Origin of the sequence: Meiothermus cerbereus DSM 11376 (genome assembly GCF_000620065.1) — a bacterium.
Lineage (GTDB): Bacteria > Deinococcota > Deinococci > Deinococcales > Thermaceae > Meiothermus > Meiothermus cerbereus.
Genome location: NZ_JHVI01000012.1, coordinates 29006 through 49254, shown reverse-complemented (window position 1 = coordinate 49254; position 20249 = coordinate 29006). Strand labels below are relative to the sequence as shown.

The window sequence follows — 20249 nt, the reverse complement described above, 5'->3', positions numbered from 1 at the left end:
TGCTCCAGGCTCTGTAGTAGGGGGATGCAAAGCCAGCCCACCGGTGTCCGGTATGCTGGTGGACATGAAGATTACCACCATCGTGCTGGATTCGGTGGGCCTGGGCTACCTGCCCGACGCCGCGCAGTTTGGCGATGAAGGGGCCGATACCCTCGACCACACCGTGCTCAAGACCGGGATAGAGCTACCCCACCTGGCCGCGCTGGGGCTGGGCCGCGTACCGGGGGTGCACACCCTGCCCAGGGTGGCCTCCCCCCAGGGGGCCTTTGGCCGGATGCGGGAGGTCAACCCCGGCAAGGATACCTCCACCGGCCACTGGGAGTTTGTGGGCATCCATCTCGAGCACCCTTTCCAGGTTTTTCCACAGGGTTTTCCACAGGATTTTCTGGCCGAGTACTGCCGGCGCATTGGGGTGGAGGGGTATCTGCTCAACCAGCCTTACTCGGGCACCGAGGCCATCCGCGACTACGGCGACGAGCACCTGCGCACCGGCTTTCCCATCGTGTACACCTCGGCCGACTCGGTCTTTCAGGTGGCGGCCCACATCGGCAAGGTTCCCCTCGAGACCCTCTACGACTGGTGCCGGGTCGCGCGGGCAATGCTGGTGGGGCCGCTGGCCTGCGCCCGGGTGATCGCCCGCCCCTTCGAGGGCGAGCCCGGCCAGTACTACCGGCGCGAGGATCTGCGCAAAGACTTTGCCCTCGAGCCCCCCCACAACGTGCTGGACGAGCTCAAGGCCTCCGGGCTGGAGGTGGTGGGGGTGGGCAAGATCCCCGACATCTACGCCCATAGGGGTTTTACCCGCGAGGTCAAGTCTGGCAGTAATGGGGAAGGGCTCGAGCGCACCCTGGAACTCATGCACCAGGACTTCTCCGGCCTGATCTTCACCAACCTGGTGGACTTCGACGCCCGCTTCGGCCACCGCCGCAACCCCCAGGGCTACGCCCAGGCGCTGGCCGAGTTCGATGCCCGGCTGCCGGAGTTGCTGGCCGCGCTGGGCCCGGACGACTATCTGTTCATCGTCTCCGACCACGGCAACGACCCCACCTACCGCGGCACCGACCACACCCGCGAGTACGGCATGCTCCTGGTAGCGGGGCCGGGGATGGCCGGGCGGAACCTGGGCACCCGCGCCACCTTTGCCGATGTGGCTGCGAGTTGGGCCCAGGCTTTCGGGCTGGGCTGGGCCGGGCCTGGAACCAGCGTTTTTTAGGCGTTTGCGCGCACTTCCTCCCAGGTGTAGCGCCGCGTGATGGCGCCGTTCTCAAAGACCGTCTGCAAGATGCTCTGGGGGTGGGGCTGGGTGGCCTCCAGGGGCAGCTCCACCGTGCGGATGCCGCGCTCGTCTTGGATCACGTCCAGGCGGCCTTTTTTGGAGAGCTTGCTGGGGTCGTCCACCGGGCTTTTGCCCACCCCGTAGGTCTTGCCGTCTACCGTGACCAGGTGCAGCTTCTGGGCGAACTTCTGGGTGTCGCGGTGGGGGTGCTGCAGGAGGGCCCCGCCCATGCCGAAGGCCACGTTGGAGGCGCTGTAGCCCCACTGCTCGAGCAAAAACAGCACCTTGCGGATGGTATCGGCGTTCACCCCATCGCCCTGGATGACCCGCACCCCTTTGAGCACCTTGTAGCCCTTCTGGTTGACGGTGGCGCCGAACCTGGCCTCGAGGGTCTGCACCGTGCGCAGCACCACAAAAGGCGGGTCGCCTGAGTCGGGCCGGATGACCACGGTGGCCCCCGAGTTTTGTATCAGCTCGCGCAGCTCCTCGCCGATGATCCAACCCACGGCGTGCTCGCGGTTGTAGGAGTCAATCACCATCGCCAAGAGCGCCCCCGGCTTGCCGTAGGTCTCGATCATCTGGCGGTAGGCCTGGGCCTCGCCCGCGCGGCCAAAGCTGGTTACGGTGCTGTGTTCCATGGCCGGAATGGAGTAGCCGGCCATCTCGGCCCCGTAGTAGTTGCGGGCGTAGACTAGGGCGGTGACGGTGTCGGTGCCCTGGAAGTTGACCAGGTGGGCCATGCCGCCCAGCCCGGCGCTCTCTAAGCTGCTTACCCCCCGCGCGCCAAAGTCGTGCAGCTTGAAGGGCAGCTCGGCCTGGGGGTCGTCGGCGGTTTTCTCCAGGTAGGCCTTTATGGTGTTGCGGATGTTCCAGGAGATGGTGCAGACCGTGGTGGGGTACCAGACCGCGCGCAGCAGGGCGGTCTCGAGCCAGCCCGGCAGCCAGGGCACTTTGGGGTCGGTGCTCTCGATGATGACCAGGGGATTGTGCACCGGCACCACCATTCCTTCCGGCACCGCCCGGATGCGTACCGGCAGCCGCCCCCCTAAGTCCTGGGCGATATGGCGCCAGCCTTCGTAGGGGAAGGGCAGGCCGTGGGCCAGGAAGACCGCCTGGGCCTCCTCCACCTCGCTCATGCTAACCCCTTTGCTCAGGTACTCGATCAGGAAGGCCTGCAGGCCGAAGAAGCGCACAAAGTTGGAGTCGCCGCCCCGGCTTTCGATGTACCAACTGGCGTAGGTCATGCCCTTAGGAAACTGGGCGAAGTGGCTGGCTTTGTAGCTGTCGGTGTTTAGGATCAGGTTGTGGGGGTTGAGGGGTTTCATAAAGGCTCCTTTGTTTGGGACAGCGCGGGCTGGTGCGGCGCACGCCCCAAAAACCAACAAATCTGCTGATAGTGATCTTCAAAGAAGCGATCCTGGTGGGGATCTAGCTCAGCTAGGGGCAGCCAGAAGGCCCTGGAAGCGTCGTCCTGGCCATCGACCGCGGGGGGTGGGGTATCGCCTAAGTCGAAGAAGTGGCCCAGGCTAATCACCCTTCCGCGCAGGCTGCGGCCCGGGTAGTCGAAGGCCTGGGTGGCCTTGAGGTGCCGGGCTTCCAGGGCCAAGCCGGTCTCCTCGCGCAACTCGCGCAAGGCGGCTTGCAGCAGGGTTTCTTTAAGCTCCACATAGCCCCCCGGCAAGGCCCAGGCTCCCTGGCCCAGCGGCCCTTTGCGTTCGACCAGCAGCACCTGTTCCTGGGCCAGCACCACTGCGTCGGTGGCGATGTGGAGGATGGGGTAGGGGTAGCGCCGCTCGAGCGAACGGTAATGCTGGATGGTTTTCCACTCCCGCTGCAAGCGGCTATAGCTGGGCGTGCGGGCAAATTGCTCCATAAACTGCCGCACTGCAACCGGAACCATAGCTTTCCACTCGCCGCTGCTGGCAAAGTAGCTGTTTCGTACGTCGGTAGCGTTGAGCGGGCTCACCACACCGCTGGGCTCAAAGGGCCAGTCGCCAAAGCCGTGCAGGTAGTAGCTGCTTTCGTCCTTGTGGTAGCCGGTGATACAGATCTCAGCCCCGGGCCCGGTAAGGGCCTCCACGGCAGCCCGCACGCTGCCAAACCAGCGGGGGTCGTTGTAGTAGTCGTCGGCGATGGGGATAAAGTGAAGCCTGCTGGACTCGCTCAGGCTTTCCCGGATCATGGCCGCCCGTTCTTCGGCGCTGAAAGGGTTCTTGGGGGTGGGGTGACAGAAAGCGCTGCCCAGCACCACAATCAGCCGGTCGAAGCGGCTTAAAGCGCGGGTGATGGTCTCGAGGTGGGCCTGATGGGGTGGCTGAAAGCGGCCGATGAATACAGCGGTTTTCATGTGGCCCTCCGGAAGCGGTAAAGTTCGGCGGGTCGGCCTAGGCCACGCTCGAGCTTGCCGGTAGGCTCGAGCCTTCCCGAGGACAGCATCCTGCGCCGGAAAGAGTCTTTGTTGAGCCTTTTTTGCAGGATAGTCTCGTGTACGGCCTGGAGCTGGCGTAGGGTAAACTGCTCCGGCAGCAGTTCAAAACCTATGGGCGTGTACTCGAGCTTGCCCCGAATGCGCCTTAGAGCCACCCCCAGAATCTCGGCGTGGTCGAAGGCCAGGGAGTACTTTTTGTGCCGGTGGTCAAAAATTTCCACGCCACTTTCGCCTTCTGGCAGGCGCAGCTTGAACAGTGCGATTTCCTCGCCCACCTCGCGGATGTGGCTGGCTTCCACCAGGGCGTAATAGGCCACGCTGATCACCCGCATCCGCGGGTCGCGCCCAGGGTCGCCAAAGGTGTAGAGCTGCTCGAGGTAGACGGGGTGCCTGTAAGATCCTTCTCGCTCCATCCCCACCACGCTTTCCAGACCGGCTTTTTGTCGCAGCACCCGCGCTGCGGCCTCGTCGAGCGACTCCTGGGCCTGCACAAAACCGCCGGGCAGGCTCCAGTAGTTGAGGTAGGGGTGTTCCTTGCGCTTGACCAGAAGGGCCTCGAGCTGCCCTTCGCGCAGGGTCAGGATAACCACATCCACCGTTACCGAGGGCCGGTCAAAGGCATTTGGATCGTGGTTATTCGGGAGGTGGTGCTCTTCCATGCTGTGCCGATTCAAACAGGCCCCCTTTGGTAGACAACTTATATGTAAAAAGCATATATGCAAAATGTAGCTAAATCAAGCTGTTAACGCACTGATGCACTTTTGTAAATCAATTACTCAACAAATGTACATATATCTAGAAACAAAATGCAATTTAGGCAGGGAATGCGGTGTTGATTTTTGCAAATTTATGGTAATGTGTTATTCCAAGTGGTGCTAGTAAATGCATCGAGCTGGCAAAGTTAGATACAAATAGCATCTAAAATGCAGCCGGCAACCCGGCACCACCCCCAGGAGAAGATATGATCCACGAGTTTGATGTTGTCTCGGCAGCCCGTAACTGGCGGTTTAAGGATGTGCGGCAGGTCTCCAGCGATATCGCCGGCGAGGTATTTGCCAGCGATGTGCTGGACATGGATGAGCTGCGGGAGCTGGTTTCCAAGCCGGTATGGAAGTCGCTTCAGGCCACCATCGAGAAGGGGGTTCCTCTAGACCCCAGCATTGCCGATACCATCGCCCTGGCCATGAAGAAATGGGCCCTGCAAAAAGGGGCTACCCACTACACCCACTGGTTTCACCCCCTCACCGGCTACACTGCCGAGAAGCATGACAGCTTTTATGTCCCCATTTCCGATGGAAAGGTGATCGCTTCGTTTACCGGTAAGGAGCTTATCCAGGCCGAGCCTGACGCCTCCTCGTTCCCTTCGGGCGGCCTGCGAGCCACCTTCGAGGCCCGTGGCTACACCGCCTGGGATCCCACCTCACCGGCCTTCATCATGCGCCACTCCAACGGCGCGACCCTCTGTATTCCCACCGCTTTCGCGAGCTGGACGGGGGAAGCCCTCGACCTCAAAACCCCCCTGCTACGCTCCATCGAGGCCCTCAATAAAAGCGCCCAGCGGGCCCTCAAGTACTTTGGGGTGGAGGCCAGCAAGGTTTCTTCTACCCTGGGGGCCGAGCAAGAGTACTTCCTGATCGACGAAGAGTTTTACTACCGCCGTCCCGACCTGGTCATGACCGGGCGCACCCTGTTTGGGGCCAAGCCGCCGCGCGGACAGGAGCTCGAGGATCACTACTTTGGCTCCATCCCCGACCGGGTGCTCTCCTTCATGACCGATGTGGAAAACCAGCTCTATGCCCTGGGTATCCCGGTCAAGACCCGCCACAACGAGGTAGCCCCCAGTCAGTACGAAATCGCCCCCATCTTCGAGCCCTCCAACATTGCCGCCGACCACCAGCAGCTAATCATGCAGGTACTTAGGAACACCGCCCGCCGCTACGGCCTGGTGGCCTTGCTGCACGAGAAGCCCTTTGCTGGCATTAACGGCTCGGGCAAGCACTGCAACTGGAGCATGAGCACCGACACCGGCATCAACCTCTTGGAGCCCGGCGATACCCCCCACGACAACCTGCAGTTTCTGTTCTTCTGCGCCGCGGTCATCAAAGCGGTGGACATGCACCAGGATCTGTTGCGCATTAGCGTGGCCTCGGCCTCCAACGACCATCGCCTGGGGGCCAACGAAGCCCCACCCGCCATCATGTCGGTTTTCCTGGGCGACCAGCTTACCGACATCTACGAGCGCATTGCTAGCGGCAAGGGGGGTTCGGGCAAGAAGACGGGCGTGCTCGAGCTCGGCGTTCCGGTTCTGCCCCCCCTGCCCAAACACGCCGGCGACCGCAACCGCACCTCGCCCTTCGCCTTTACCGGTAACAAGTTCGAGTTCCGCGCGGTGGGCTCTTCGCAAAGCATCTCCTTCCCCATTACGGTACTCAACACCATCGTGGCCGATGCCATTGACGCCCTGATGGACGCGGTAGAGGCCAAAATGAAGAAGAAGGTCTCCTTCGAACAGGCAGTCCTGGAGACCATCAAGGAGACCTACGCCAAGCACAAGCGCATCGTCTTCAACGGCGACGGCTACTCGGCGGCCTGGCACAAGGAAGCAGCCAAGCGTGGGCTGTTAAACCTGCGTACCGCTATTGACGCCATTGAACACTTTACCGACGAGAAAAACATCAAGCTGTTCACCCGCCTGGGGGTGCTCAACGAGCGTGAGATTCACGCCCGCCAGGAGATCATGTACGACATCTACTTCAAGCAGGTGAACATCGAGGGCGAGACCACCGAGTGGGTGGCCCAGACCCAGATTCTGCCGGGTGCTCTGAGTTACCTGGCCGAGCTCTCGGAGGTTGACGTTAAGTCCCGTGCGGCTGAACGCACCGTTAAGCAGGTAGTGGAAGCCACCGATGCGCTCTCGGACGCCCTGGAGAAACTCAAGGCGCAAAACGCCGAGCTGGGCGGCGACGAAGTGCACGAGAAGGCCCATCACATGCGCGACAATGTGCTGCCCGCCATGACCGAGGTGCGCAAGGCGGCCGATGCCCTCGAGCGCATCCTGGCCGATAAGTACTGGCCTTTGCCCAGCTATCGCGAGATGCTCTTTGTCAAGTAGAACCCTGTTTTTGCACCACCCCCGAGGCAGGGGGTGGTTTTTGCTGCAAGGCTATAATTGGGCTGAGGCTGCCAAGGAAAAGACCTGGGTGGGATGATGGGGTTAAGGTTTAGCGGGGTAATCTGGGAATGGCGCGGCCCCGCGCCGTACTACTTCGTGACCGTTCCCCATGAACAAAGCCAAGCCATCAAGCGCGCCGAGCGGTTTTTGACCTACGGCTGGGGCATGATTCCGGTGCAAGTCCGCATTGGCCAGACCGAGTGGAAGACCGCGCTATGGCCCAAGGACGGCCTGTATGTGCTTCCGCTCAAGGATGCGGTTCGGCGGGCCGAGGGCCTCGAGGTGGGGCAAATTGTGCAGGTGTGGCTCGAGGTCAGTCCGAACGAGAAGAGGAAGCGATGAACATACCCGATATGTACAGCTACCTGGTTCGCGCCCGGCGCGAGCTGTGGGGGGCGCTCGAGGCTGTGCCGGACGAGGTGCTGGCCCGCCCGTTGCTGGGAGGTGAGCGCTTTCACTGCATCAAAGACCTGTTGTTTCATATCACTGTTGTAGAAGACTCCTGGCTGCACGAGGACATAGAGCAGAACGAACCGGTACTGATGCGCATGCCTGCTCTGAAAGACACCACCGGCGGCCCAGAGTATGCGGGCTTTCCTTTGTCTACCCTGCTGGACTATTGGCGGACGGTTGAGCAAAGCACCCTGGGCTACCTAGACACCTTGACAGATGGCGAACTCGAGCGGGCCGTGCGACTGCACGATGCACCAGAGCAATGCTACACCGTGCGGGGATTGCTCTGGCACGTGATGCTGCACGAGGTTCGACATACGGCCCAGATCGCAGTGCTTCTGCGCACCCAAGGCATCAAGCCCCCTGCTTTGGATTTGCTGTGGTTTCTGCCCAACTGTTAAGCAGGGCTATGCCGGGCAGGCTCGCGTTAATCCGTCGTCGGTGTTGGGGGAAATTTGTGCGTGGCAATTTGCTATAGCATCCTGGGGCAAAATGCCCTACACTCTGTTCTGGACAGCGCACGGTGAATGCCCCTGACATTCCGTCCGTAGCCTGTGTAAGGAGACCCGGATTCAAGTTGGAGAAGCTCAAGCGTTTCACTACCAAGGATGCTGAAGAAACCTACCTCGTCCCCCACTGGGCGGCGGGGTTTTTTCGGGTAGGGGAGGACGGCGAGCTCGAGGTCACACCCGAGGGCGAGGATGGTCCCAGCGCTTCGCTGTTTGAAATCGTGCAGGACTTGCGGGACGAAGGGCGTCCGCTGCCGGTGATGCTGCGTTTTCCCCAAATTTTGGAAGCCCGGGTGGTGGCCCTCAACGAGGCCTTCCGGCGGGCCATAAAGAAGTATCGCTACAGCGCTGGATACCAGGGGCTTTTCCCGGTCAAGGTCAACCAGCGGCGCATGGTGGTCGAGACCGTGGCCAGGGCAGGTAAACCCTATGCCTATGGCCTCGAGGCCGGCTCCAAGGCCGAGCTGGCCCTGATTCTGGCCCAGGATCTGCACTCCGAGTCCATCATCGCCTGCAACGGTTTCAAAGACGACGACTTTATCCGGCTGGCCCTGATGGGCAAAAAGCTGGGTAAAAACGTGGTGGTCACCCTGGAGAAATTCGCTGAGCTGGGGCGGGTTATCCGTATAGCGCAGGAACTGGGGGTAGAGCCGCAGATCGGCATTCGCTACAAACTCAAAACCAAAGGCTCGGGGGCCTGGGAAGAGTCGGGCGGTGAGGCAGCTAAGTTTGGCTTCACCACCCCCGAGATCATTAAAGCCATCGACATCCTGGCCGAAGCTGGCATGCTGGGCACCATCGCCATGCTGCATTCGCACATTGGCAGTCAGGTGACCGACATCCGCCGCATCAAGCAGGCCGTGCGGGAGATTGCCCAGACCTACGTGCAGCTTCGTAAGCTGGGGGCTCCGGTGCGCTACCTCAACCTGGGTGGGGGCCTGGCGGTCGACTACGACGGCTCCAAGACCGCCTTCTACGCCTCGGCCAACTACACCCTGGAAGAGTACGCCGAAGACCTGGTCTATGTGACCAAGGAAATTTGCGACGGCCACGGGGAGCCCCACCCCACCCTGGTCACCGAGTCGGGCCGGGCCGTTACCGCTTACCACAGCGTGCTGGTGCTGGAAGTGGTGGACACCATCCGCCCCCCCGGCGAGGAAAAAATCGAGCAGCCCAAGGATGCCCATCCGGTGGTCAAGGACATGTTCGAGCTGGCCCGGGGCATCTCGGCCAAAAACTACCGCGAGGTCTACCACGACGCCTTCGCCAACAAGGACACCATCCAGAACCTCTACGATCTGGGCCTGATCTCGCTGCGTGACCGGGCTGCTGCCGAGGCCCTCTTCTACCAGATTGCCCGCAAGACCCTGAAGCTGGCCCTGGAGCTCGACTACCCCGCCGACGAGCTCGAGGATCTGCAAAAGATGCTGGCCGATAAGCTGGTCTGCAACTTTAGCCTGTTCCAGAGCCTCCCCGATACCTGGGCCATCAAGCAGATGTTCCCCATCGTGCCCCTCTCGCGCCTGAACGAACGCCCCAGCCGCGAGGCCACCCTGGTGGACATCACCTGCGACTCCGATGGCAAAATCGACCGTTTTATTGATACCCACGATGTACGCAACACCCTGCCGGTGCACGAAATTCGTCCGGGCCAGCCCTACTACCTGGGGGTTTTCTTAACCGGAGCCTACCAGGACGTGCTTGGCATGAACCACAACCTCTTCGGGCGCATCGGGGAGGCCCATGTGGTGATTGACCACGACGGCTACGACATCGAGCGCTTTATCATGGGTGAAAAAGCCCGTAAGGTAATCGAGAAGATGGGCTACGAGGACGATGAACTGGCTGAGGCTGTCGAGAAGCTGGTGCGCTCATCCAAAAAACTGAGCCCTGCTGAAAAGGGCTCTTTTATGGAGCTGTACGCGCGGGAGCTGGTGGGGTATACCTATCTGGAAGACTAGGCGTCGCGGCCCTCATGCACTAAATGCGGGGTTTTAAGTTTTTCATTGGGGCCGGGCGAAAGAAATCCTCATGGTGGCATCTGTGGACTACGACGTACTGATTGTGGGCGCAGGCTTTGCGGGCTGTGAGGCCGCCTTCGCGCTGGCCAAAAAGGGTGTCAGGGTGGGGCTGGTCACCACCAGCCTGGACTCGGTTTACCTGCCTTTTACACCCATTCGGGCCCCGTTTCCCCAGGGTTCGCTGCTGGCCGAGGTGGGTGAGGATGGCCTGAAAGGCTGGGCCTTGCACAGCCGGGCCAAGTACAGGCTGGAAAACCACCCGCAAATTTTCCTTTTGCAGCTCTCTGTTACCCGGCTGTTGCTGGAAGGGCCGGCTGTGGTGGGCATCGAGAGCTGGGAAGGGCCGCGTAAAACGGCGCGCAAGGTGGTGCTGGCGGTGGGCAGTTTTCTCGCGCCCAGGCTCTACATCGGCAGCGTGGCTGAGGAGGCTGGGCGCCTCTCGGAGGTGGCTTACCCCGATCTGTACCAGCACCTAGAAGAGCTTGGTTTTGCCTTTTCTTCCCAGCAGGCCGAGGTGGCTGAGCAGGACGGAACGCCCGGATATCGGGTGGAGTATAAGGTTTTTGCCGAAGGCGAGTGGGAGCCAGGCTCCATGCGCCTGACCCGTCTCGAGGGTCTTTACGGGGTGGGCCTGTGCGTGCTGGGCCAGGGTTCATATAACCAGATGGCCACAGAGGGTATGCGCCTGGCTTCGCTGCTGTAGCCAGACCGGCCTGACTGCGGCCAGTTTGCCCAACCAACCCGATTTGCCTGGCCTGCTGGGGCGCACAGGCGGGCTACCTCGAGCGCAGCAGCGCCTTAGCAACCTGGTCGAGGGCTTGCTCGAGGTCGGCAATCAGGTCTTGGGGGTCCTCGATGCCCACCGAGAGCCGCACCAGCGCATCGCTTACGCCGTGGGCCTGCCGCACCTCGGGGGGCAGAAGCTGGTGGGTGGTGGAGGCCGGATGGGTGGCCAGCGACTCCACATCGCCCAGGCTTACGGCCTGGGTGAACAGCTTCAGGCTGTCGAGGAAAAGCGCGGCGGCCTGTTTGGACTCGAGTTCGAGGGAGACCAGCCCGCCAAAGCCCTGCATCTGCCGCTTAGCAACCTCGTGGCCTGGGTGGGCGCTCAGGCCAGGGTAGTGCACACGCTGGACGGCGGGATGGGCTGACAGATATTCCGCCACCCTGGCCGCTCCCTCACAGTGGGCCTCCATGCGTAAAGGCAGGGTCTTGAGGCCCCGCAACATCAGGTAGGCCTCGAAAGCCCCCAGGGCTGCGCCAATGTGCCGCAGCCCCTCGGCCCGTATGTGCTCCATCAACTCCTTGGGCCCTGCCAGTACCCCGGCCAGGCAGTCGCCGTGCCCCCCCAGGTATTTGGTCGCGGAGTGCAGCACCACCTCAATGCCGTGCTCCAAAGGGCGGGTCAGGTAGGGGGTGGCAAAGGTGTTGTCCACCACCGAAAGAACCCCTCTGGCCCTGGCAATCCGGGCTACGGCCTCGAGGTCGTAGATGCGCAGGGTGGGGTTGGTGGGGGTCTCGAGGTAGATGAGCCTGGTGGCCGGCGAAATAAGCTCGGGTAGCTCCTCCACGCTTTTGCCGCCGGTTACACGCACCCCGAACCGGGTCAGGGTTTCCAAAAAGTAGCCCTCGGTTCCGCCGTAGAGCGGGGCCAGGTAGACGATCTCGTCGCCGGGGGCCAGCAGGGTGTTGCACAGGGCACTGATGGCCGCCATGCCGCTGGCAAAGGCCACGGCATCCTCGGCCCCCTCGAGGCTGGCCAGCTTCTCCTCGAAGGCCCGCACGGTGGGGTTGCCGATGCGTCCGTAGATATAGCCCGGCTCTTCGCCAGCAAACAAGCGCTCGCCTCGAGCAAACGAGCCATAGGCAAAGGTGGAAGTGCTGTAAATCGGCACCACGTGGGCTCCGGTCTCTCGGTCGGGGTGGTGTCCGGCGTGGACGGCGCGGGTTCTAATTTTCATACAGGCTACCTCGGGTCTTTCTTTAAGCTAGCACTTTATCCCCGGCAGCAGCGTGCAATAAGGCCTGGCTAGAAGCCGCCCCCTGCAATCAAATTCCACAGAATGCTAAAATGGCGCAATCTGATGGCAGCAATTGAACTGGATAAGAAAGACCGCAAAATCCTGAGCATCCTGCAACGCCAGGCCAACATCCCCAACAACGAACTGGCCGAGCAGGTCAACCTTTCCCCCTCCACCTGCCTGCGCCGGGTAAGGCGGCTGGAGGAACTGGGGGTGATTCGCGGCTATGTGGCCCTGCTGGACAAAGATAAGATTGGCCGCAGCCTGTGCGTCTTTGTGCGGGTCAAGCTCGACCACAAGAGCCGCGCCGATGTGGAGCGCTTCGAGCAGGAGGTGCTGCAATACCCCGAGGTGACCGAGTGCCATGTGGTGATGGGCGAGGACGACTTCCTGCTCAAGATTATGGTGGCCGACCTGAACGACTTTCAGAAGTTTTTGCTGGACCACCTGACCGCCATCCCGGGCCTCAGCACGGTCATCTCCTCGGCGGTGCTGCGGCAGGTCAAGAGCACCACCGAGTTGCCGCTATGACCGGTTTGCCCTCGGGGGGAAGCCCTTTTCTTGTCGTTTGCATGAACAGGGACAAACGTTATTCCAGGACATACTAGGCTGTGAAGCATGGTGCACGTTGCAGCGCAGCAGTGGTGTGATGCCCTGGCCGAATTGGCCTCGGCCGCAGCTTCGGGTACAGATGAAACCGTTCTTTTGCGTAAAGGCCTCGAGGTTTTGTGCTGCAACCTGGGGGCGCGCTGTGGCGAAATATACTGCTTTCGGCAAGGGCAGCCCGCCCTGGAACACCTGCAAAACTGCCAGATAGACTGCCCCCTCAGCCAGACCTCGCACGGGCTGGCCCAGATGGCCGTGGATACGCGGCAGGCCGCCTGGCAGGGGCGTGTGGTGGCCCTGCCATTGCTGGCGACAGAGCAGGTGCTCGGGGTGTATGTTCTGCACCTGCCCGACGACCCAGCCCCTTCGGAGGAGGGATTCCTGAGCCTCAGCGCCGCCGTGGTGGCGATGGGCCTTCGGCACGTCAGCGAGATCGACCGTCTGCAAGGGCGCGAGGCCCAGCGCCGAACCCTAATGCACCAGTTGCTTTTTGCCCAGGAGGAAGAACGTCGCCGGGTGGGGCGGGAATTACACGACGAGGTGGGCAGCCACCTGACCGCAGCCCTGCTGGCGTTGCAGATTACCGAGAAGCGCCCCGAATACCTGGGGGAAGCCCGCAAAGCGGTGGTGCAGGCCCTGGAAGAAGTACGCCGCCTCTCCCGCGAACTGCGCCCGGCAGTGCTGGACGACCTGGGGCTGGTGAAGGCCCTCGAGCGCTACCTGCATGAGTTCCGGCAGCGTACCGGTCTTCAGGTACAGGCCGAAATCGAGTGTCCACAACTGCGCGAAAGCCAGCAGATCGCCCTTTTTCGGGTCATTCAGGAGGCCCTTACCAACGTGGCCCGCCATGCCCAGGCCCATCAGGTCTATGTGGGGCTTTCGGCCTGGGACAAGCGGGTGCGGGGCCTGATCGCCGACGATGGTCGGGGTTTTGACCCGGAGCAGGCCCCCACCTCTGTCGGGATGGTGGGCATGCGCGAACGCATCGAGCAATTAGGCGGCAGCCTGAGTGTGGAAAGCGCACCAGGACAGGGGACGCGCATTAGTTTTGTGGTGCCACTATGAAAATTGCCCTGATCGAAGACCATGCCCTGATCCGCACCGGCCTGCGGCTGCTGCTCGAGGCGGATCTGCATTCGGTGGAGGTCGAGTTTGCCAGTGCCGAAGAGGCCCTGGCCTGGCTTTCGAATGCACCCAAAGAATCCGTGCCTGAGCTGTGGATCCTCGACCTGAACCTGGGCGGTATCTCGGGCCTCGAGGCCCTGCCCAGGCTGCGAGAGAAGGGAAAAGTGCTGGTGCTGTCCATGCATGAGGAGGCCGAGTACATCGCCGAAGCCTTTGCCAGGGGAGCCAGCGGCTACCTACCCAAGCGGGCAGTGGATCGGGATTTGCTGGATGCAGTGGCAGCCATTGCCCGCGGAGAACGCTACTTGCATCCGTTTCTGGCCCCCCGGCTGGCCGAGCACGTGGGCCTGCCTGCCCCCGAGGCCCTCTCGGAGCGGGAGCGGGCTGTGGTGGGTCTGCTGGCCCAGGGCTACAACCTCAGCCAGGCCGCTGAAAAGCTCGGCATCTCGGTCAAGACCGTCGCTACCTACAAGGCCCGCGCCCTGGATAAGCTGGGCCTGGAGACCCAGCCCGAGCTGGTGCAGTGGGCACGGGAGCGCGGATTGGTGTAGGAATTCTTCTGACGAAGTTGTAAGACCTTCCCTGACCCCACAATTGGCCGGCGGTTCTAGCCTGGAGTCAGGAGGTTAGGAAATGAAACAACAAAAGTTGCTCCTGGTTGTGCTGCTGGCCCTGATCCCGGTTCTGGCTTCTTCCGCTAACTTCTCGGCCCTCACCGTCCGCGAAGTAGGCAGCTTCCTCACCGCGCTGCCCACCGACTTCTACGGGGTACAACCCCCTGCGGCCAAAGCCCAGATCGACGCCATCAAGCCGTTCCTGCTGGATGTGCGCGAGCCCAACGAGTACAAGGATGGCTTTATTGCGGGTGCGGTGAACATTCCCATCCGCGAGCTGCCGGCCAAAATTGCTAGCCTGCCCAAGGACAAACCCATCCTGGTCTACTGCGGCATCGGGCACCGGGGTGCAATGGCGGTGGTCTTCCTGCGCGGCCAAGGCTACAACGTCAAGAGCATCATGGGTGGCTATAAAGCCTGGGTGGCTGCCAACTTCCCAGTGGTGAAGGAATAGTCAGAACCTCCCCCCTTCTTGGCCCCCTCCCTCGAGGGGGCTTTTGCGTAGGAATTCTTCTGACTCCGCTGTAAGACCTCGCCTGACCCCGAAAAACCAGCAAGGCCCTAGGGTAAAGACAGGAGGTACACATGCAACTGCTAGGTTGGGTTACTGCCGCTGCTTTCGCGCCCCCCAAGGCTGCCCTCGAGCAGGACCTGGTCTCGGGCGCGTTACAGGCCGCCCTGGCCGAGATGGCCCGGACCCGCGGCCTGCCGACCCCCACACTCCCCCAAACCCCTTTGAGCGAGCTTCAGGCGGCCTACACCTCGTTGTTCATAAGCAATCCCGCCGGGCTTCCCTGCCCCCCCTATGTGGGGATGGCCCTGGACGAGCGGCTGTTTGGCGAAGGATTTGACCGGCTGCTCGAGCTGTACCAGGTGGCGGGCCTCGAGACCTCTCCCGACTGGCGCGACCTGCCCGACCACGTAGCGGCCGTGGGTGAAGCCATCGCACTGCTGGAAGGAAAGCCCGCCCTGGCCCAGTCGCTGGCCCTGGAGTACCTGTATCCCTGGCTAAAGCAGTATGCCCCCGTCCTGCAGGAAACCGATCCCACCGGCTTCTACAGCACCATTGCACACTTTCTTTCCCAAGCTTTGGAGGTGATACAGAGTGAAACTGCCTCGTCGCAGCTTTCTTAAGCTTTCTGCCGCTACCGTGGGCGCGGTCAGCGTGGGGGGAGCCGCCACGCTCTCCAGCCGCGCCAAGGCTGCACCCGCCTGGTACACCAAGGAGGTCAAGCAGGTCTTCCAGATTTGCGAGAACTGTTTCTGGCGCTGCGGCATCAGGGCCAGCGTGGTGGGGAACCGGGTTTACAAGGTAGATGGCTACAAGGAAAACCCCAAAAGCCGGGGCATGCTCTGCCCCCGGGGGCAAGCAGCACCCGCCCAGACTTACGACCCCGACCGGCTCAAGAAGCCCCTGATTCGCATTGAAGGGTCGGAGCGCGGCGCAGGTAAGTACCGCGAGGCCACCTGGGAAGAGGCCCTGGACTACATCGCCAAGAAGATGCTGGGCCTGAAGGAGCAGTACGGCCCCGAGAGCATCGCCTTTTTTGGGCACGGCACGGGGGATGGCTGGTTTGTGGACTTCCTGCCCGCGGCCTGGGGTAGCCCCAACGCTGCCAAACCCTCGGTTTCGCTTTGCACCGCCCCGCGTGAGGTAGCCGCCCAGTACACCTTCGGGCGGGCCATCGGCGGGCATGAGCCCATTGACTGGCCCAATACCAAGTACATTGTGCTGATCGGCCACCACATCGGTGAGGACACCCACAACACCCAGCTACAGGAGTTTAGCGAGGCTCGCAAGAACGGGGCTAAGCTGGTGGTGGTAGACCCCCGCTTTTCCACCGCCGCGGCCAAGGCCGACCGCTGGCTGCCCATCAAGCCCGGCACCGACACCGCGCTGCTGCTGGCCTGGATCCACGTGCTGATTAGCGAAAACCTCTACGACAAAGCCTATGTGGAGAAGTACACCGTAGGGATGGATCAGCTGGTGGCCCACATCAAGCCCTACACCCCCGAGTGGGCCCAGCAGCAGACCGATATCCCGGCCCAGGTGATCCGGGAGGTGGCCCGCGAGATGGCCCAGCACAAGCCGAAAGCGGTGCTTCCCCCCACCCGCCATACCGTCTGGTACGGCAACGACACCCAGCGTATGCGGGCTTCCTACATTCTCAACGCCCTACTGGGCAACTACGGGCGCGAGGGGGGATTCTATATTGCCATGCCCCCCTACCTGGAGAAATACCCCACGCCGCCTCTGCCGCTCGAGCCCGCCGCCGGTGGATGTGCTGGCCCTACCGCAGTGGACAAGGAGCCCGAAGGCTATAAACCCCGGGCCGACAAGGGCAAGTTCCTGGCCAAAACCACCGCCATCCAGGAACTGATTGAGCCCATGATCACCGGCCAGCCCTACCCCATCAAGGGGCTCTTTGCCTACGGCATCAACCTCTTCCACGCCATCCCCAACGTACCACGCACCAAAGAGGCGCTAAAGAACCTCGAGCTGTACGTGGCGATTGACGTGTTGCCACAAGAGCATGTGATGTGGGCCGACGTGATCCTGCCCGAGGCCACCTACCTCGAGCGCTACGACGACTTTGTCACGGTTAGCCACAAGACCCCCTTCATCCAGCTCCGGGTTCCTGCCCACGAGCCGCTCTACGACACTAAACCCGGCTGGTGGATTGCCAAAGAACTGGGTAAGCGCATCGGCCTCGAGCAGTACTTTCCCTGGCAAACCATCGAGGAGTACCTCGACACCCGCATGCAGTCGGTGGGGCTCGACCTCGAGACCATGAAAAGCATGGGAACCATGGTGCAAAACGGCAAACCCTGGCTTACCGACTGGGAAAAAGAAGGCCAGAACCCCTTCAATACCCCCTCGGGCAAAATTGAGCTGTACTCCGAGTCGCTGGCCAAGGCAGGTTTCGACCCCCTGCCCAAGTATGAGCCCCCGCAGCCCGTACCCGAAGGCTATTACCGCCTGCTCTATGGGCGCAGCCCGGTGCACACTTTCGCCCGCACCCAGAACAACCCGGTGCTGATGGAGATGGAATCCTCCAACAGCGTCTGGCTCAATGCCGAAGAGGCCGCCCGGCTGGGCTTCAAACCGGGCGACTATGCCTACCTAGTTAACCAGGATGGGGTGCGGGAAGGCCCGGTGCGGGTCAAGATTACCCAGCGCATCCGCAAGGACGCGGTCTTTATCACCCACGGCTTCGGCCACAAGGCCAAAGGCATGACCCTGGCCGACGGGCGTGGGGCCTCCGACAGCTACCTCCAGACCCGCTACACCCTGGATCGCATCTCGGGCGGGGCTGGGCTGCGCAACAACTTCGTCAAGCTGGAAAAAGCACCGGCGCCCAAGCTCAAGAGCGTCGTCAAACTCATCAAGGAAAGGAGGGCCTAAATGGCACGCCTGGGAATGCTAATAGACCTATCGGCCTGCGTGGGCTGTGCCGCCTGTGCGGTGGCCTGCAAAATGGAGAACCAGGTGCCTGCCGGGGCCAATCGGCTGTGGATTCGGGAGCGCGAAGTGGGTGTCTTCCCCGACCTGACCGTGGAGTTTCGTCCCGAGCAGTGCAACCACTGCGAGAACCCCCCTTGCGTACCGGTCTGCCCCACGGGGGCCAGCTACCAGACCCAGGACGGGCTGGTACAGGTGGACTACAACAAGTGCATTGCCTGTGGAGCCTGCATTGCGGCCTGCCCCTACGACGCCCGCTATATCGATAAGAAGGGCGGTTATGCCGATAAGTGCACCTTCTGCAGCCACCGTGTCGCCAAGGGCCAGCAACCTGCCTGTGTGGAAACCTGCCCCACCTATGCCCGCATTTTTGGCGACCTGGACGATCCCAATAGCGAGATCTCCAAAACCCTCGAGGCCGCCGGACGCCAGGATGTGTTAAGGCCCGATATGGGCACCCGGCCCAAGGTGATTTACCTGAATGCCCCTAGCAAGAAAGGGCTCACACAGGAGGTGATGGAATCATGACCGAGTTCTACGGCCTGCCCAACACCGGTGAGTTCTGGCACTGGACCAATGCCCTGCACTTTGTGCTGGTAGGGTTGGCGGGCGGGATGGCTTTTTTGGCCGCCATCCTGACCCTGCGCCAGCACCCCGAACGGAAGCGCTACTGGTGGCTGGCGGGAATTTTGATTGCCCTGGACCTGTTTGTGCTCTGGGCCGAGTCCCCCGCGCGCTGGCGGTTTAGCCATATCTGGCTCTTCTTTAGTTTTGAACCTGGCGCGCCCATCTGGTGGGGGGCCTGGGGCTTGTCGGCTGCCATGGCTGCCGTGGCGCTGCTGTTGCTGAAACAGTGGGTGCGTCTCCTTGAGCGCATCCCCGAGGGTGTGCTGGGGGTGGTGATGCTTCTGGGCAGCCTGGTGGTCCTGGCCTACCCCGGCTTTGCCCTTGCCGTGAACACCACCCGCCCGCTGTGGAACAGCATGATGCTGGCTATCTTTCCCATCACGGCCCTGCTGATGGTGCTGGCGATTGCAATACTCCTGGGCAGCACCTGGGCCAAACGTTGGGAGGTCTGGGCGGCTGCCCTGAGCCTTGGCCTGCTGCTGGCCTACCCCTTTACGCTTCAGGAAGCGGCCCGCGAACACCTCTTCCGCGAGGGTCTGGTGGGGTATGCCCTGGCCGGCCTGCTGATTGCTGTGGCCGCACTGCTATTCCGCAACCCCCGCTGGGCGGCTGCCCTGGGCCTGGCCGGTGCGGTAGGGCTGCGCTGGCTCCTGGTAATGGTGGGTCAGTTTCAGTCCCCTGGATTGTGAGGCTGGGAGAAGGGTGCTCTCCTTGGTGGGAGCGCCCTTCTACCAACTCTGCGCGTGGGCGGCTTAGCGCCGCCCACTTACCGCGTCCGTGGGTCTTTCCCTTTGCTTTGGGCAGAAGGGGTATTCTTTACTGCCCTGGAAGCACTTCTTCCAGCCGTCCGTCTACCGCCAGCCAGCGAATGCCTTTTTCTAAGGCGTACTCCTTTAGCTCGCGCAGGTGATGGGTCCAGGCCAGCTCCACCCGCTTGCCCTGAGCCCGCAACTCGCGGGCCAGGGCCCGATCCAGCGCCAGAACCTCCGGCGGGGTTTCGGACAGGGGCAGGCGCAGGGCTTCCATCACCCGCTCTAAACCCAGGGCGAAGCCAGCCGCGTAGGGCAGCAAGGCCCCATCGTAGCGGCCTCCACCCAGCAGGGGCAGGCCGAAGTCGGGGGTGTAGGCCTGGAAGTTGAGGCCGGTATAGAAGCCGAGGAGCCGGGCCCGGCCCAGATCGAGCAGCAAAGGCACCTCGGGCAGCAGGGCCAGGACGGCCTCGAGCCAGTCCAGGTCGGCCTGGGCTTTGCCCGAGAGGGGCAGCCGGCGGGCTTCCTCCAGCACCTCCCGCCCGCCGTACAGATCGGGCAGAGCCAGCAGGGCTTTTTGCAGGCTGGGGTGTACCTGGTAGCCCATCAGCAAGGCCTCGAGCTCGGGGCTATTCTTGCGGTGGATGGCCTGGCGCAGGCGCTCTTTCTGATCGCCCGGTAAGCCGGTGGCATCCAGTAAGTCCCGCACCAAAGCGGGCAGCCCCACCTCAATCTTGGCCTCGGCAAAGCCCACCAACTGCAAACACGCCCAGGCCAACTCGAGCACCTCGGCATCGGACTGGGGGCTCGAGACCCCCACCAGCTCGGCCCCCACCTGGCTGAACTCGCGGCTGCGCCCCAGCTCGGCGTTGGCCTCGCGCAGCCAGAGGGTTCCGGCATATTGCAGCCGCACCGGCTGGCCTGACACCAGCCGACCGTTGCTCTTAAGCAGCCCCGCCACCGCGGTGGTGAACTCCGAGCGCAGGGCCAGCACCTCGCCGCTCTTATCCACCAGCTTAAAGGCCCGCTCGGCCAGGGTGTGCTGGGGGTCGTAGAACTCGAGCGCGGGCAGCTCGACCGGCTCGTAGCCCCAGCCATACAGCAGATTCACCAAACGCTCCTGCAGCTCGCGGCGCAGGCGGGCTTCGGGGGGCAGGAAGTAGCGGGTGCCTTCGGGGATCATGC

The 20249-nt window shown here is 62.3% G+C and carries 19 protein-coding genes; 14 read left to right on the top strand and 5 right to left on the bottom strand.

What is annotated here, in order from left to right:
• The first annotated feature begins 64 nt into the window (after window positions 1-64).
• On the top strand, window positions 65-1213 hold the full coding sequence (locus Q355_RS0105440) for a phosphopentomutase (RefSeq protein ID WP_027876864.1): 1149 nt from the start codon (window positions 65-67) through the stop codon (window positions 1211-1213).
• Here the strand turns inward: Q355_RS0105440 and Q355_RS0105435 are convergent.
• Genes Q355_RS0105435 through Q355_RS0105425 form a run of 3 tightly spaced genes read right to left on the bottom strand, consistent with a single transcriptional unit; the run spans window position 1210 to window position 4363 of the window.
• Window positions 1210-2601, bottom strand: a complete 1392-nt coding sequence (locus Q355_RS0105435; protein ID WP_027876863.1) for a nicotinate phosphoribosyltransferase — start codon at window positions 2599-2601, stop codon at window positions 1210-1212. The genes Q355_RS0105440 and Q355_RS0105435 overlap by 4 nt on opposite strands.
• Window positions 2598-3623 carry a bifunctional nicotinamide-nucleotide adenylyltransferase/Nudix hydroxylase gene (locus Q355_RS0105430; protein WP_027876862.1) on the bottom strand — a complete coding sequence of 342 codons (1026 nt, stop codon included), beginning with the start codon at window positions 3621-3623 and terminating at the stop codon, window positions 2598-2600. Before Q355_RS0105430 ends, Q355_RS0105435 begins: the two co-directional genes overlap by 4 nt.
• Window positions 3620-4363 carry an NUDIX hydrolase gene (locus Q355_RS0105425; RefSeq protein ID WP_027876861.1) on the bottom strand — a complete coding sequence of 248 codons (744 nt, stop codon included), beginning with the start codon at window positions 4361-4363 and terminating at the stop codon, window positions 3620-3622. Before Q355_RS0105425 ends, Q355_RS0105430 begins: the two co-directional genes overlap by 4 nt.
• Window positions 4364-4665: 302 nt before the next feature.
• Between Q355_RS0105425 and Q355_RS0105420 the strand changes: the two genes are divergently transcribed.
• The 5 genes from Q355_RS0105420 (at window position 4666) to Q355_RS0105400 (ending at window position 10562) form a co-directional block, all read left to right on the top strand.
• Entirely contained in the window at window positions 4666-6816 is a 2151-nt protein-coding gene (locus Q355_RS0105420) for a glutamine synthetase III family protein (protein WP_027876860.1), read from the top strand.
• A 93-nt stretch (window positions 6817-6909) separates the two neighbouring features.
• Window positions 6910-7218 (top strand): DUF1905 domain-containing protein, encoded by a 309-nt coding sequence (locus tag Q355_RS0105415; RefSeq protein ID WP_245597502.1) that lies wholly within the window; start codon window positions 6910-6912, stop codon window positions 7216-7218.
• Window positions 7215-7730 (top strand): DinB family protein, encoded by a 516-nt coding sequence (locus Q355_RS15415; RefSeq protein ID WP_036258759.1) that lies wholly within the window; start codon window positions 7215-7217, stop codon window positions 7728-7730. Before Q355_RS0105415 ends, Q355_RS15415 begins: the two co-directional genes overlap by 4 nt.
• 176 nt (window positions 7731-7906) lie before the next feature.
• Window positions 7907-9799, top strand: coding sequence for a biosynthetic arginine decarboxylase (gene speA, locus Q355_RS0105405; RefSeq protein ID WP_027876858.1), 1893 nt, complete (start codon window positions 7907-7909; stop codon window positions 9797-9799).
• Between the two features lie 70 nt (window positions 9800-9869).
• Window positions 9870-10562: an FAD-dependent oxidoreductase gene (locus Q355_RS0105400; RefSeq protein WP_036258756.1), complete on the top strand. Its 693-nt coding sequence runs from the start codon at window positions 9870-9872 to the stop codon at window positions 10560-10562.
• Window positions 10563-10635: 73 nt separating this feature from the next.
• Here the strand turns inward: Q355_RS0105400 and Q355_RS0105395 are convergent, their stop codons facing one another.
• Entirely contained in the window at window positions 10636-11820 is a 1185-nt protein-coding gene (locus Q355_RS0105395) for a trans-sulfuration enzyme family protein (protein WP_027876856.1), read from the bottom strand.
• Between the two features lie 123 nt (window positions 11821-11943).
• Here Q355_RS0105395 and Q355_RS0105390 point away from each other — a divergent pair, with 123 nt between their 5' ends.
• The 8 genes from Q355_RS0105390 (at window position 11944) to Q355_RS0105350 (ending at window position 19004) form a co-directional block, all read left to right on the top strand.
• Window positions 11944-12411: an Lrp/AsnC family transcriptional regulator gene (locus tag Q355_RS0105390; protein ID WP_027876855.1), complete on the top strand. Its 468-nt coding sequence runs from the start codon at window positions 11944-11946 to the stop codon at window positions 12409-12411.
• 87 nt (window positions 12412-12498) lie between these two features.
• A complete protein-coding gene (locus tag Q355_RS0105385) occupies window positions 12499-13551 on the top strand; it encodes a sensor histidine kinase (protein ID WP_051529321.1) in 1053 nt (350 codons plus the stop codon).
• A complete protein-coding gene (locus Q355_RS0105380; protein ID WP_027876853.1) occupies window positions 13548-14162 on the top strand; it encodes a response regulator transcription factor in 615 nt (204 codons plus the stop codon). The genes Q355_RS0105385 and Q355_RS0105380 overlap by 4 nt, the downstream gene beginning before the upstream one ends.
• Window positions 14163-14244: 82 nt before the next feature.
• Entirely contained in the window at window positions 14245-14679 is a 435-nt protein-coding gene (locus Q355_RS0105375; RefSeq protein ID WP_027876852.1) for a rhodanese-like domain-containing protein, read from the top strand.
• A gap of 131 nt (window positions 14680-14810) precedes the next feature.
• Window positions 14811-15359 (top strand): TorD/DmsD family molecular chaperone, encoded by a 549-nt coding sequence (locus Q355_RS0105365; RefSeq protein ID WP_027876851.1) that lies wholly within the window; start codon window positions 14811-14813, stop codon window positions 15357-15359.
• Window positions 15331-17631: a molybdopterin-dependent oxidoreductase gene (locus tag Q355_RS0105360; RefSeq protein WP_245597501.1), complete on the top strand. Its 2301-nt coding sequence runs from the start codon at window positions 15331-15333 to the stop codon at window positions 17629-17631. The genes Q355_RS0105365 and Q355_RS0105360 overlap by 29 nt, the downstream gene beginning before the upstream one ends.
• Entirely contained in the window at window positions 17632-18216 is a 585-nt protein-coding gene (locus Q355_RS0105355) for a 4Fe-4S dicluster domain-containing protein (protein WP_027876849.1), read from the top strand.
• Window positions 18213-19004 (top strand): polysulfide reductase NrfD family protein, encoded by a 792-nt coding sequence (locus Q355_RS0105350; protein WP_027876848.1) that lies wholly within the window; start codon window positions 18213-18215, stop codon window positions 19002-19004. The genes Q355_RS0105355 and Q355_RS0105350 overlap by 4 nt, the downstream gene beginning before the upstream one ends.
• Before the next feature lie 127 nt (window positions 19005-19131).
• Here Q355_RS0105350 and Q355_RS0105345 read toward each other — a convergent pair whose 3' ends face one another.
• The gene (locus tag Q355_RS0105345) at window positions 19132-20247 is read right to left on the bottom strand and encodes an ATP phosphoribosyltransferase regulatory subunit (protein ID WP_027876847.1); all 1116 of its coding nucleotides are present in this window, start codon (window positions 20245-20247) and stop codon (window positions 19132-19134) included.
• Between the last annotated feature and the right edge of the window lie 2 nt (window positions 20248-20249).

Excerpts from the sequence above, each read along its gene's own strand:
- Q355_RS0105440 (WP_027876864.1), top strand. The coding sequence starts at position 65 with ATGAAGATTACCACCATCGTGCTGGATTCGGTGGGCCTGGGCTACCTG.
- Q355_RS0105435 (WP_027876863.1), bottom strand. The coding sequence starts at position 2,601 with ATGAAACCCCTCAACCCCCACAACCTGATCCTAAACACCGACAGCTAC.
- Q355_RS0105430 (WP_027876862.1), bottom strand. The coding sequence starts at position 3,623 with ATGAAAACCGCTGTATTCATCGGCCGCTTTCAGCCACCCCATCAGGCC.
- Q355_RS0105425 (WP_027876861.1), bottom strand. The coding sequence starts at position 4,363 with ATGGAAGAGCACCACCTCCCGAATAACCACGATCCAAATGCCTTTGAC.
- Q355_RS0105420 (WP_027876860.1), top strand. The coding sequence starts at position 4,666 with ATGATCCACGAGTTTGATGTTGTCTCGGCAGCCCGTAACTGGCGGTTT.
- Q355_RS0105415 (WP_245597502.1), top strand. The coding sequence starts at position 6,910 with ATGATGGGGTTAAGGTTTAGCGGGGTAATCTGGGAATGGCGCGGCCCC.
- Q355_RS15415 (WP_036258759.1), top strand. The coding sequence starts at position 7,215 with ATGAACATACCCGATATGTACAGCTACCTGGTTCGCGCCCGGCGCGAG.
- Q355_RS0105400 (WP_036258756.1), top strand. The coding sequence starts at position 9,870 with ATGGTGGCATCTGTGGACTACGACGTACTGATTGTGGGCGCAGGCTTT.
- Q355_RS0105395 (WP_027876856.1), bottom strand. The coding sequence starts at position 11,820 with ATGAAAATTAGAACCCGCGCCGTCCACGCCGGACACCACCCCGACCGA.
- Q355_RS0105390 (WP_027876855.1), top strand. The coding sequence starts at position 11,944 with ATGGCAGCAATTGAACTGGATAAGAAAGACCGCAAAATCCTGAGCATC.
- Q355_RS0105385 (WP_051529321.1), top strand. The coding sequence starts at position 12,499 with ATGGTGCACGTTGCAGCGCAGCAGTGGTGTGATGCCCTGGCCGAATTG.
- Q355_RS0105380 (WP_027876853.1), top strand. The coding sequence starts at position 13,548 with ATGAAAATTGCCCTGATCGAAGACCATGCCCTGATCCGCACCGGCCTG.
- Q355_RS0105375 (WP_027876852.1), top strand. The coding sequence starts at position 14,245 with ATGAAACAACAAAAGTTGCTCCTGGTTGTGCTGCTGGCCCTGATCCCG.
- Q355_RS0105365 (WP_027876851.1), top strand. The coding sequence starts at position 14,811 with ATGCAACTGCTAGGTTGGGTTACTGCCGCTGCTTTCGCGCCCCCCAAG.
- Q355_RS0105355 (WP_027876849.1), top strand. The coding sequence starts at position 17,632 with ATGGCACGCCTGGGAATGCTAATAGACCTATCGGCCTGCGTGGGCTGT.
- Q355_RS0105350 (WP_027876848.1), top strand. The coding sequence starts at position 18,213 with ATGACCGAGTTCTACGGCCTGCCCAACACCGGTGAGTTCTGGCACTGG.
- Q355_RS0105345 (WP_027876847.1), bottom strand. The coding sequence starts at position 20,247 with ATGATCCCCGAAGGCACCCGCTACTTCCTGCCCCCCGAAGCCCGCCTG.